Origin of the sequence: Winogradskyella sp. PE311 (assembly GCF_046545555.1) — a bacterium.
In the GTDB taxonomy this organism is placed as follows: Bacteria; Bacteroidota; Bacteroidia; order Flavobacteriales; family Flavobacteriaceae; genus Winogradskyella.
This window is the reverse complement of sequence record NZ_JBHZTH010000001.1, coordinates 259086-272588: the sequence shown is the minus strand read 5'-3', so window position 1 is coordinate 272588 and position 13503 is coordinate 259086. Positions and strand designations below refer to the sequence as shown.

The window sequence follows — 13503 nt, the reverse complement described above, 5'->3', positions numbered from 1 at the left end:
AGTTGTCAGTAAATCAGTATCAGTTGGCACAAGCTTACTCGAATTCTGATTACTATGAACTGAAGACTGCTCACTGCAAACTGAAAAAATGGATACTAAAGAACTTCTAAAAAAAGTACGAAAAATAGAAATTAAGACACGTCGTTTGTCTGATCATATATTTGGAGGCGAATATCATTCTACCTTCAAAGGCCGTGGTATGACATTTTCTGAAGTTAGACAATACCAGTATGGAGATGATGTAAGAAATATAGATTGGAATGTTACCGCGCGTTTTAGAGAACCTTATATAAAAGTGTTTGAAGAAGAGCGTGAGTTAACCATGATGCTGATGGCAGATGTTTCTGGTAGTAAACTTTTTGGTACGCAAAATCAATTTAAAGACGAAATTGTCACAGAAATCGCAGCTACTTTAGCATTTTCTGCAACTCAAAATAATGATAAAATCGGATTGATTTTATTTTCTGATGAAATTGAACTTTATATTCCACCTAAAAAAGGGCGTTCCCATGTTTTACGCATAATTAGAGAGCTGTTAGAATTTAAACCAAAAAGCAAGAATACTAACATTGCTGAAGCGCTTAAATTTTTGTCTAATGTGATGAAGAAGAAAGCTATAGTTTTTGTGTTATCAGATTTTATTGCGGACGATTATAAACAAAATCTAAAAATTGCGGCAGGACGTCATGATATCACAGGTATAAGAATTTATGATAAACATGAAGAAGCCATTCCTAATATTGGGATGGTACAAATGGAGGATGAGGAGACTAATGAATTAATGTTAGTAAATACGGCATCAAAAAAAGTAAGACAAAATTATAGTAAGTTTTATAATGAAAAGGTAGACTACTTTAAGGATAGTTTTAATAAATCTGGTGCTGGTGCAATAGATTGCAGAGTTGATGAGAGCTATGTAAAAAAGTTACTAGGTTATTTTAAAAGAAGAGGATAAACGAATTATGAATTACAAGTTGCCAATACTAAATAACGAATTGAAAAAACCTTCAGCTTCTAGCTTTAGGTTATTCGTCCTTGGTTTCTTTTCACTATTTTTTTCGATCTCATTTTCCCAAGTCAAAACTGAAATAGATACTACCAAAATTAGAATTGGCGAGCAAATTAACTATAAAATTAAGGTAGAAGTAGATTCTTTGGATTTAGTGGTTTTTCCAGAAGGTCAGACCTTTATGCCATTAGAGGCTGTTGAGGCATTAGAGATTGATACCACTAAGAAAGATGCTAAGTTTTTATTATCAAGAATTTACAAACTCACACAGTTCGATTCGGGCTCATATACCATACCAAGACAAAAAATAATAATTGGGGAAACACCTTTCTTTACAGATTCGCTCCGTGTAGAAGTGAATACAGTTGTTGTTGATACGACCAAACAGAAACTCTACGATATTAAGCCCATAATTGATGTTGAAAAAAGTGGAGGTAATTGGTGGAAATGGTTGTTGGGAATTCTTTTAGCAATTGCACTAATTGCATTTTTACTCTATTGGTTTATCTGGAGAAAAAAACCTTTGACAGAAGAAGAGGAAATAGCGTTATTGCCTCCTTATGATCGTGCAAAACTCGCATTACAAAAATTAGATGAAAGTCAATATTTAATTCGTGCTGAGGTTAAGGAGTACTATTCTGAGTTAACGTTTATTATAAGAAAATATCTAGACGAAAAAGTATATGATCGTGCATTAGAAAGTACGTCCAGCGAACTTATTTCTAGACTTCAACTTTTAAAAGATGGCAATCAAATTGAATTATCAAAAGATACGATTAAAAACCTTGAGTCTATTTTAAAACGTGCTGATTTGGTGAAATTTGCTAAGTCTGCACCAGATACTGCTTTGGCAGAAATGGATAAACTAACAATAGACAAAGAAATTGATCATGTTAAAGAGAGTCTCCCAGAACCATCAGAAGAAGAGAAACTTTTGGATCTTCAATATAAAGAAGAACAAGAACGTAAAAAGAAGCGAAAAAAGGTAATACTGACAGTAGCTATTTCGGTTTTCTTGCTAATAGCTACGTTTGTTGGCTTTGGCATTAAATATGGTTTTAGTTATGTAAAGGATACCATTATTGGGCACGAAAGCAAAGAATTGTTAGAAGGCGAATGGGTGAAAAGTGCGTATGGATATCCACCTGTTTGGATTGAAACGCCAATAGTCTTGAAACGTGTCGAAATTGAGTTGCCAGAGGAGGTGCTCGAGAAAATGACCATTACATCATTTGCTTATGGCACTATGCTCGACATTTTTAGTGTTTCAATAACAACAACTAGCTTAAAAATTCCACCACAGCAATCACAGTCTAAAGATAAAAAAGAACCAACCTTTGATTTGTTAGAAGTTTCAGAAGAAACTATTAAAGGGTTTGAAACAGAAGGAATTACGGATATAACTGTGAAAAGAGAACAGTTTATAACACCAAATGCTGCAGAAGGCCTTAAAACATTTGGAACCTTAACTATTAATATCCCAAACACAGACGTTAAAATAAGTGGTGAGTATGCATTGTTTGTATTTGCTAATGATAATGTACTTCAACAAATTGTAGTGACTTGGCCAGAAGATGATATCTATGCCCAAGAAATGATTCAACGTATTTTGGATTCCATTGAGTTAAATCCTGACGAACCACAAGAAGCCGAAGAATGATGTTTGAGAATATAGAATTTCTAAATAAAGAATTATTTTGGTTTTTATTACTTATACCAATAGCAATAGTATGGTATGCCCTTAAGTATAATAGACAAACAGCGGAGTTAAAAATTTCTAGTGTCAAAGGTTTTAAAACTTCATCCTCTTTTTGGACTAAATTTAGACATATACTTTTTGCTTTGCGGTTAATTGCTTTGGCATTATTAGTTACTGCTCTGGCTAGACCAAGAACTGTAGATGTGTCTACCAAGACTAAAACAACAAGAGGTATTGATATTGTAATGTCCATTGATGTTTCTGCAAGTATGCTTGCAAAGGACTTATTACCAAACCGATTAGAAGCTTTAAAAGAAGTGGCAGCCGATTTTATAAATGGTCGCCCAAATGATAGAATAGGACTTGTTGAATATGCAGGAGAAGCATATACAAAAACGCCAATTACTAGCGATAAGTCTATAGTACAACGCTCTTTAAGAGATATTAAATATAATACAATTATAGAAGGTGGTACAGCAATAGGTATGGGTTTGGCTACTTCTGTAAATAGATTAAAAGATAGTAAAGCAAAAAGTAAAGTCATAATTCTACTAACAGATGGGGTAAATAATTCGGGCTTTATAGATCCTAAAATAGCTAGTGAATTAGCTGTAGAATATGGTGTTAAAGTATATACCATAGGATTAGGTACTAACGGAATGGCTTTATCGCCGATAGCAATTAATCCAAATGGTAGTTTTAGATATGGAAGACAAAAAGTTGAAATTGATGAAGATTTATTAAATGAAATTGCGGATGTAACAGGAGGAAAATATTTTAGAGCAACTAATAATAAGAAGTTAGCTGAAATATATGAAGAAATAAATAAGTTAGAAAAAACAGAAGTAGAAGAAAAGAAGTATTATAATTATGATGAAAAATACAGACCTTTAGTATTACTAGCAGGATTACTTCTTTTATTTGAAATATTATTAAGAAATACAATATTTAGAAGCTTTGTTTAGACTTGATGAAAAAATATGGTTTTGGACTTTACTGGTTATACCAGTAATAATTCTGTTGTTTTTATTACTTCAGATTTGGAGACGTTCAGCTCAGAAAAGGTTTGCAGATTCTAACTTATTAAAGCGTTTAAGCCCTAATCAGTCCCTTTTCAAATCTATTTTAAAGGTATTTATTTTGTGCGGTGCTTTCGCATGTTTATCCTTAGCATTGGTAAATCCTAAAATTGGAACTAAATTAGAAACTGTAAGAAGCCAAGGTGTAGATATTGTTTTTGCTGTAGATGTTTCTAAAAGTATGCTTGCAGAAGACATTGCACCTAATAGATTAGAAAAGTCTAAACAATTGGTAACTCAAATTATAAATAGTTTAGCTAGTGATCGTGTAGGTATTATAGCTTATGCAGGTAAAGCGTTTCCTCAATTACCAATTACAACAGATTATGCATCCGCAAAAATGTTCTTACAAAACATGAATACTGATATGTTGTCCTCACAAGGTACCGCTATACATGAGGCTATTCAGTTAGCCAAGACCTATTATGATGATGAAGAACAGAAAAATAGAATTTTAATAATCATTTCAGATGGCGAAGATCATAGTGGTGAAGCCCTAGATGTTGCAGAAGAGGCTAATGAAGAAGGTATTCGCATTTTAACTATCGGTGTTGGTGATGCTAAAGGTGGTCCAATTCCTATTAAAAGAAATGGTGTAGTTCTTAATTATAAAAAAGATAATAAAGGAGAAACTGTAATTACTCGTTTAGATGAGACTACTCTAAGAGAAATAGCTGAAGAAACTAATGGAGTTTATATTAATGGAAGTAACACTTCTGAGGTTGTCGAGGGTATTAAAGATGTTTTAGACAAAATGGATAAAAAAGAATTTGAGTCTAAGCAAATAGCCGATTTTAAAGATCAATTTCAATGGTTTTTAGCTTTTGGTATCTTATTACTTTTTATTGATATTTTCTTTTTAGAAAGAAAAACAGGTTGGTTAAAGAAGTTGAATTTGTTTAACGAGAATTTTTAATATTTAAATATTCTTTAACGCTATGAGAAAGAAGGGTTTGTTATTTTTAAATAAAGTAAAAAAGGCATGAAATTTCGGATACTAATTCTAATGTTTTTAGTTAGTTTTTTAGGGTTTACTCAAGAAGACAATAAAGAGCAATTAAAGGCAGATAAAAAAGCAACGAATTTAGTTTATAAAGCAAATGAGCTACTTGGTGATGACAATTACATTGAGGCAGAAATGGAATATAGAAAAGCCATTTCGGAAGCACCAAGTAAAGCAGTCGGCGCATATAACTTGGCCCATTCTTATTATAAAAAAGGAAGTTTTGATGAAGCGCTGTTTAGAAACAAAGAAGCTGCTAAAAACGCTACAACTAAAATTGAAAAGCATAGAGCCTTCCATAATATTGGCAATATATTAATGAAGAATGATCTCTGTAAAGAAGCGGTTGAGGCTTTTAAGAATGCTTTAAGGAATAATCCTAATGATGAAGAAACACGCTATAATTTTGCTTTAGCTAAAGACTGTGCAGAACAGCAAAAAGATGGAGGAGGAGAAGATGATAAAGAAGATAAGGATAAAGAGAAAGAAAAGGATAAAGAAAGCGAAGAGAAGAAAGAAGACAATAATAAAAAAGATCAAGATAAAAAAGACGAAGGAGATAAGGATAAAAAAGAAGGAGATAAGGAAGAGGACGAAAATGGAAAACCTAAGGATGACAAAAAAGATGACGGTAAAGGGGATGATAAAAAAGATAAAAAAAATAAAAAATCTAAACCCAAACCAGGTCAAATGTCTCCTCAGCAGATAAAAAATATATTAGATGCTATGCAAAATCAAGAGCAAAAAGTACAGCAAAAAATAAATGCACAAAAACAAAAAGGCGCTAAGATAAAAACAGAGAAAGATTGGTAATATTTAGTACACTTATGCAATTGCAAGCATAATTATAACAATTAAAATTTGTTTTAACATGAAATTGATCAGACACATATTCATCTTATTTTTGGTTTTTGTTACCAATCTTGGCCAATCGCAAGCCACATTAGAGGATAAGTTAATTAGTCAATTTAATGAAGGAGTACACATTGTAGCAGAAGTGTCTAATTCAACAACAAAATTAGATGAATTAATAACAGTTACGTATAAGCTTTATGTATCTCCAAATATTGGTATATCAAATTATGAAGTAATTGAAGATAGTAAATCGGTTGATTATAAAGTAGATAATGTATTACTTCCTAGAATTAAAGTAAAATATGAACAATTTAAAAATGAACAATACAGATTACTTGTTTTCAAAAAGTCAATCTTAAAATCAAAGAGAAAAGGTGCCTATAATTTCACTGGGTTAAAGCTAAACGTTACCGCAGAAATTCCTTCTAAAGAAACAGATCAATTTGGTAGACCATTAATGAAAAAAGTAAACCGAACTATTAAAGCAAACGATTTTGCCATTACAGTTATTTAATTTTTAGATAATTGCATTAAAGCATGAAACTAATAAAGAATATATCAGTACTAATCTTAATACTTGTAACGAGTATAGCCTCGTCGCAGGTAAAATTTGAAGCTAAAGTAAGTAAGAATAAACTCGGTATCAATGAACGGTTGCGTATTGATTTTAAAATGAATCAGGACGGTGATAATTTTGTACCGCCGAGTTTTAATGACTTTACTATTGTAGGTGGTCCTAATACATCGGTAAGTAATTCGTATGCCAATGGTATAAAAACATATAATAAAACCTACAGTTATTTTTTAGCACCTAAAAAGCGAGGGAATTTTACAATTAAGCAAGCTAAAATTGAGATTGATGGTGAAACTTATAAGACGTTTCCGATAAAAATTAGTGTAACGGCTGCAGTAGACAGACCTAATGCTCCACCGACAGCTTCAGATGTTGCATCAGATAAAATTCATTTAATTGCCGAAGTCTCTAAGGGCAATCCCTATTTAAATGAGGCCATAACTGTAGTCTATAAATTATATGTGGCAAGAGAAACTGGTGTAAATAGTTGGGGAGAAAAAGATAGTCCTAGATATAACGATTTTTGGAACCAGAATATAGAAATTAAAGGATATCCAATTCAAAAAACTCAATTTAAAGGTGAAGACTACCGCTATGTAGTCGTTAGGAAAACTGTACTTTATCCTCAAAAAACAGGTAAATTAAAGATAGAACCCTTAGTTATGGATATTATGGTGGAGGTTCCTTCTGGTAGACAAGATATATTTGGCCGTCAACTTATGACAAAAGTTCCACAAACCGTAACTGCAGGTAGTAGAACAATTAATGTAAAGCCATTGCCTCTAGATGGTAGACCTGCTGATTTTACAGGGGCAGTTGGTGATTTTAGTTTTAAGGTTAATACAAATAAAACACAATTAAATGCGACAGAATCTCTTGAAGCCAAGATAGAGGTTTCTGGTAAAGGAAATTTAAAATTATTTGAGCTTCCAAAGTTATCTACTCCAAGTTCTTTAGAGGTTTATGAGCCAGAGCATGCAGAAAATGTGCGCACCAATTTAAGTGGTATGCAAGGTCGTATATCAGATAAATATACTATTGTACCTCAATATAGAGGTAAGTACCCAATACCAGCTGTGTCCTTTTCTTATTTTGATTTAAAAACTGAAAGTTATAAGCGTATTACGTCAGATGAAATTATTGTTGATGTGCTAGAAGGACCAATGGCGGCAACTAAATCTGATGATAATTCTGTAGCTCCTTCTAAGCAAACCGTTAGACCAAATACCAATGCCTTTGCTTTTATAAAAACATCTTCTAATTGGAAGAATATAACAAGTAGACCTTTTTTTAAATCAAGCGCATTTTGGGGATTATTGCTCGTACCATTTTTAATTATTCCTCTAGCTATTTTTGTAAGAAGAAACCGAGATAAACGTAATGCCGACGTAAAAGGAAATAGAATTAGAAAAGCAGATCGTTTAGCTAAAAAATATTTGAGTGAAGCTAAAAAGAACTTAGGAAATAAAGAATCGTTTTATGAATCTTTAGAGCGTGCCTTACATAATTATCTTAAAGCTAAACTCAATATAGAAACAAGTGATTTTAATAAAGAAAAAATTGAAAGTTTACTTTCAGAACGTAAGATAGATCCTTCTAGGATTTCTGATTTTATCTCAATATTAGAAAATTGTGAATTAGCTAGATATACCCCAATAACTAGTGTAACTATCCAGAACGACTATGACAAGGCAGCAAAAACAATTTCGTTAATTGATAAACAATTAAGATGATATGAGAATCTTTTTAAATTTCTTTATATGTTGTTTTAGCTTATTGGCAACTGCTCAGAACGATGACGTCTTTGAGACTGCTAATACGCTTTATAATGATGGAAAGTATATAGAAGCCATTGATCAATATGAGTCTATATTAAAGTCAGGACAACACTCCGCAGAATTATATTTTAATCTTGGTAATGCTAATTACAAGCTAAATAATATTGCACCAACAATTTATTATTACGAAAAAGCACTACAACTTAATCCAAATGACGAGGAGATTCAAAACAATTTATTGTTTGCTAAGAATATGACGATTGACGCAATAGATAAAGTACCGCAAGTCGGTTTTTCAAGAATAATAAATAATATTGTTAATACTTTTGGAACAGAAGTCTGGGCGAAAATAGCAATCGGTGGTGTTATTCTATTTGTTTTGCTCTTTCTTATGTATCATTTCTCTTACACAACGTCAAAAAAGCGAATTGCATTTATAACAAGTATAGTTAGTTTGTTTATCGGATTCTTTGCCCTACTGATGGCATTTCAAAAAGAGAGTTTAAATAAAAAAGATAATCCAGCAATAGTTTTTGTCCAAGAAACAAGAGTAAAGTCTGAAGCTAATAAGACGTCAGAGGAAGTGTTTAGGCTACATGAAGGTACAAAAATACAAGTATTAGAAACTTACCAAGAATGGAGTAAAATAGAATTATCAGATAATTCGATTGGTTGGATTTTATCGAGTGAAATAAAATTGTTAAAAGGTTTTTAGACAAACTTAACAAAATAGTTATAGCTAAATGTTATCTTAGCTATTTATGACCAAAAATATACAACATAATTTAGCCATTTTCTTCACCATATTATTTATGACGGTGATTAGTGCACCTTCAATAATTATGTCAATGGATGATTCTATAGATATATCTTATGTTTTTGGTGAAAATGAAGAAGAGGAAAAAGAAACCTTTAAACTTCTTTTTGAAATTAATGTTCAAGATTTTGACAACTATTTTTCATCAATAAGAAGTACTGATTGCCACAGTTATACATATAAAAATTATCAGAAACCGCACCTTAACTTAATTTCTCCACCTCCTGAGAAGGCTTTAGTTTAATTTAAATACAATAACCATTAGGCATACATAAAGCCTTAAAATTAATTACGTTTTGGAACTTTTTCTAAAGCACATTACAACCATTATAATATGTTTAAAACCTTAAAAAATGACATACCAGCGAGTATTGTCGTATTCTTTGTTGCATTACCTCTATGTTTAGGTATTGCTTTAGCGAGTGGAGCTCCATTATTTTCAGGATTAATTGCCGGAATTATTGGAGGTATCGTTGTTGGGTCATTAAGTGGCTCTAAAATTGGAGTCAGTGGGCCTGCTGCCGGTTTAGCAGCTATTGTACTTACAGCCATAGGTACTTTAGGTGGCTATGAAAATTTTTTAGTAGCCGTAGTTTTAGGTGGTATAATACAACTTGTATTTGGTATACTAAAAGCTGGAATTATAGGATATTATTTTCCATCTTCAGTTATTAAAGGAATGCTTACAGGTATCGGTATTATTATTATTCTTAAACAAATCCCACACTTTTTTGGTTATGACGCTGATCCCGAAGGGGACTTCGCATTTTTTCAAATTGATGGAGAAAATACCTTTTCAGAAATACTTAATACTGTAAACTTTATTCAACCAGGTTCTGCATTAATAGGAATTATAGCGTTAGCAATTTTGTTATTATGGAGTAATGTACTTGTTAAAAAAGGTAAATTTTTCGAGGTTGTACAAGGACCTTTAGTAGCTGTTGTTGTCGGTATTATTTTTTATGTATTAACACAATCAAATGAAACTTTAGGTATTGCAACGTCACACCTTGTAAGTGTACCAGTTCCCGACGGAATAGACTCTTTTATAGGGCAATTTAGCTTTCCTAATTTTGCAGCAATAACAAATCCAGAGATTTGGATTGTAGCTTTCACCATTGCTTTAGTTGCTAGTTTAGAAACACTCTTATGCGTTGAAGCAACAGATAAATTAGATCCTCATAAAAATGTAACACCAACTAATAGAGAGTTGTTAGCACAGGGAACAGGAAATATATTGTCTGGATTAATTGGTGGATTACCAATTACACAGGTAATTGTAAGAAGTTCGGCAAACATCCAATCAGGTGGTAGAAGTAAAATGTCGGCAATAATACACGGATTTTTATTACTGATCTCAGTTATTCTTATTCCTCGATTATTAAATATGATTCCTCTTTCTGTATTAGCAGCAGTCCTATTAATTGTAGGTTATAAGCTAGCTAAGCCAGCACTATTTAAGAAAATGTACAATCTAGGTTGGAAACAGTTTGTTCCATTTGTAGTTACAGTAGCTGGTATTGTATTTACAGATTTATTAGTAGGTATAGGAATGGGTCTTGCTGTAGGGATCGTAGTAATTCTTATAAAGAGTTATCAAAATTCCCATTTTTTACATATCGAAGACAATAGTAATGGCAAGCATAGAATTAAAATGACCTTTGCAGAAGAAGTAACTTTCTTTAATAAAGGGGCTATTTTAAAGGAGTTAGACAGCTTACCAAGAGATACATATTTAGAATTAGATGTAAGAGACACGCGTTATTTAGATAATGATATTATTGAAATTCTAGATGATTTTGCTTTTAAGGCAAAAGAGCGAAATATTGATATAAAGCTAATATCGGAACGTGGTATTGTTGAAAACCCTGAGAGTTTTATAGAATTCTTTAAACTAAGACCAAAAACCACCTAATAGACGATATTATGTTAAATAATAAATATCAAATACTGGTGCTTTCTGATTTAAAGAAAACGACAAATTGTACGCTACAGACTACGGTAGAATTAGCAAAAATGATACAAGGGAATATTGAATTTTTCCATGTTCAAAAGCCAACTGACGTTATCTCGAGTGAAAGTCAATTGTCTGCTGTTAGAAATATTAATCAGGAATATATTAAGACCGATAAAAAAATAAAAAATTTATTAGAGCCAATTTCTAAAAATCACGATTTTAATGTAAGTTATAGATATGCTTTCGGAAATGTGAAGGATGAAATAGAAGGTCATATCACTAAAATGCAACCAGATGTTATTGTTTTAGGAAGACGTAAGGGAAAAGCAATTAGTTTTATTGGTGACAACATTACAGAGTTTATACTTAAAAAGTTTAGTGGTGCTATTATTATTGCGTCAGAAGAAAATGCATTCGAATCAAATTCTAATTTATCATTAGGTATACTAAATGATATTGAAGATTCATTGAATATTAATTTTGCCCAAAACTTAATAGCAAAGACAGAAACACCTTTAAAATCTTTTAGAATTGGTAATAAAAGGGCTAATCAAAGCATGTCAGATTTAATAAAAGATAAGAAGATAGTAGAGTATATATTTGAGGATAATTCAAACGCTATTAACACAATATCTGATTATGTTTCTAAGAATAATGTTAATCTCTTATGCATTGATAGAGGTACTGGTAATTCTAAAAAAGAGAGCTATGCTAAAACTGCAATAAGCAGGATGAATGTTTCTCTTTTAGTAACATAATAAAGACCTACTAATTTATATTTAAACTTAATACTTCTATTTTTAATAGCATAAAAATTCACTTATCTTATAAAAGTTTAATACTCATAAATGAAGAACTTATTTTCAAATATTAAAGGTGATGCTTTTGGTGGAATTACAGCAGGAATTGTTGCTTTGCCTCTAGCGCTTGCGTTTGGTGTTTCGTCAGGTTTAGGTCCAGAGGCTGGTCTTTATGGGGCTATTTTTATTAGTTTTTTTGCTGCGCTTTTTGGAGGTACAGCAACTCAAATTTCTGGCCCAACAGCTCCAATGACAGCTGTTAGTATGGTTATTATTGCAGGTATTATTGCCGCAAATGATGGCAGTGTAGAGAAAGCTTTACCGGCAATCCTAACTGTATTTTTATTGGCCGGTCTAATACAGATTGGATTAGGGCTAATGGGATTAGGAAAATATATTAGATATATTCCTTACCCAGTTGTTTCTGGTTTCATGACAGCTATTGGTTTAATAATTCTTTTAACTCAAATATTGCCTTCAGTTGGTTATTATCCGAAGGAGGATGAAGCATTTGTTCAAAAATTTAAACCACAAGCCGAGGAAGTTATTCTCGAAAATATATTAAAGGATGAAGTGAATGAAGGTATTTTAGTGCTTGAAAATTATGAAGAAACTATAAAACGTGGAACTAAAATATCATCTACTGAAATTTTAAAGGAATCCCAAACATTAGCAGCAAAAGAGGCATCTGGTACAATTGGAGCTTTAAGGGTATTACCTAGAGCTTTAAAGAATATCAACTGGTTAGAATTGATTTTGGCGCTCGGAACTATTTTTATAATTTATGGATTTAAGCGAATTACAAAAGCGGTGCCCAGTACTTTGGTTGCATTAATTGTTATGTCCGGTATTGCTTATGGCTTTAATTTAGGATATCGACCAATTTCTGAGATACCTGGTGGTATTCCAGTTCCAAAGTTAGAAATGTTTACTAGTTTTAATTTAGCTAATATTTCACCATACATATTTACAGCATTAGCCCTATCTTTATTAGGCGCTATAGATTCTCTTCTAACGAGTGTAGTTGCTGATAATATGACCAAAACAAAACATAAACCTAACAGAGAGTTAATAGGCCAAGGAATTGGTAACAGTATTGCTTCTATATTTGGAGGTATTCCAGGTGCTGGTGCAACTATAAGGACTGTGGTTAACATAAATTCTGGCGGAAAAACGAAGCTCTCAGGAATGATTGCGGGTGTAGTACTTTTGATTATTATGTTGGCTTTGGCTCCGGTAGCCTCTAAAATTCCGGCTGCAGTTTTGGCAGGTATATTAATAACGGTTGGTATTGGTGTTATGGATTATAAAGGGCTTCGCGCAATACCAAGTTTACCAAAAGATATATCGATATCCATTTTTAAATTCTTTAAAATTAAATTAAGCTCAGAGGTTTTAATAATGCTCGTTGTATTAATTCTTTCTACTTTTTGGGATTTAATTTACGCTGTGGGAATCGGTTTAGTAATTGCATCTCTTATGTTTATGAAAAAAATTGGTGATTTAACAGCGGAGCGTTCGGATGTAAAGTCATTAAAAGAAGAAGCATGGCCAGATGAGGGAAATTTTCCAACGAATTTAAAAGAAGAAGTTTTTATTAAGCATCTTAAAGGGCCACTGTTTTTTGGTTCAACTAGTGAGTTCCAGGCTTTAACAGAACAAATACCTAAAACCGCTAAAACGGTTATTTTAAGACTAGGTAGAATGCAATATATGGATCAAACGGGTTTGTACGCTATGGAAGATATGCTTCAAGATCTTAAAAAGAATGATGTAGAAGTATTATTTGTAGGCTTGCTTAAACAACCACGTTATATGATGGAACGTATTGATATTATTCCAGACTTTATACCTAACGAGCATATTTTCAACGATTTTAAATCATGTCTACAATGGATAAAAACCAATGTAGAAGATAAATATTAACAAATT

At 32.1% G+C, this 13503-nt stretch carries 12 protein-coding genes; all 12 read left to right on the top strand.

Translation table 11 applies throughout. The features are described 5' to 3' along the window. The first annotated feature begins 88 nt into the window (after positions 1–88). Complete coding sequence (locus ACFWU4_RS01120; RefSeq protein ID WP_411124021.1) at positions 89–955, top strand: DUF58 domain-containing protein; 867 nt, start codon at positions 89–91, stop codon at positions 953–955. Positions 956–962: 7 nt separating this feature from the next. Further along, positions 963–2669, top strand: coding sequence for a hypothetical protein (locus tag ACFWU4_RS01115; RefSeq protein ID WP_411124019.1), 1707 nt, complete (start codon positions 963–965; stop codon positions 2667–2669). Next, positions 2669–3673, top strand: coding sequence for a vWA domain-containing protein (locus ACFWU4_RS01110; protein ID WP_411127204.1), 1005 nt, complete (start codon positions 2669–2671; stop codon positions 3671–3673). The genes ACFWU4_RS01115 and ACFWU4_RS01110 overlap by 1 nt, the downstream gene beginning before the upstream one ends. Then, on the top strand, positions 3666–4703 hold the full coding sequence (locus ACFWU4_RS01105; protein ID WP_411124017.1) for a VWA domain-containing protein: 1038 nt from the start codon (positions 3666–3668) through the stop codon (positions 4701–4703). Before ACFWU4_RS01110 ends, ACFWU4_RS01105 begins: the two co-directional genes overlap by 8 nt. Before the next feature lie 66 nt (positions 4704–4769). Beyond that, the gene (locus ACFWU4_RS01100; protein WP_411124016.1) at positions 4770–5603 is read left to right on the top strand and encodes an aerotolerance regulator BatC; all 834 of its coding nucleotides are present in this window, start codon (positions 4770–4772) and stop codon (positions 5601–5603) included. 58 nt (positions 5604–5661) lie between these two features. Then, positions 5662–6159 carry a hypothetical protein gene (locus ACFWU4_RS01095; protein ID WP_411124014.1) on the top strand — a complete coding sequence of 166 codons (498 nt, stop codon included), beginning with the start codon at positions 5662–5664 and terminating at the stop codon, positions 6157–6159. A 23-nt stretch (positions 6160–6182) separates the two neighbouring features. Then, on the top strand, positions 6183–7952 hold the full coding sequence (locus tag ACFWU4_RS01090; protein WP_411124012.1) for a BatD family protein: 1770 nt from the start codon (positions 6183–6185) through the stop codon (positions 7950–7952). A 1-nt stretch (position 7953) separates the two neighbouring features. Then, complete coding sequence (locus tag ACFWU4_RS01085; protein ID WP_411124010.1) at positions 7954–8712, top strand: tetratricopeptide repeat protein; 759 nt, start codon at positions 7954–7956, stop codon at positions 8710–8712. 46 nt (positions 8713–8758) lie between these two features. Further along, on the top strand, positions 8759–9058 hold the full coding sequence (locus tag ACFWU4_RS01080; RefSeq protein WP_411124008.1) for a hypothetical protein: 300 nt from the start codon (positions 8759–8761) through the stop codon (positions 9056–9058). Between the two features lie 90 nt (positions 9059–9148). Then, on the top strand, positions 9149–10729 hold the full coding sequence (locus ACFWU4_RS01075; RefSeq protein WP_411124006.1) for a SulP family inorganic anion transporter: 1581 nt from the start codon (positions 9149–9151) through the stop codon (positions 10727–10729). 11 nt (positions 10730–10740) lie between these two features. Continuing rightward, positions 10741–11529, top strand: a complete 789-nt coding sequence (locus tag ACFWU4_RS01070; protein ID WP_411124004.1) for a universal stress protein — start codon at positions 10741–10743, stop codon at positions 11527–11529. 90 nt (positions 11530–11619) lie between these two features. Next, positions 11620–13497, top strand: a complete 1878-nt coding sequence (locus tag ACFWU4_RS01065; protein WP_411124002.1) for a SulP family inorganic anion transporter — start codon at positions 11620–11622, stop codon at positions 13495–13497. Positions 13498–13503 lie beyond the last annotated feature (6 nt).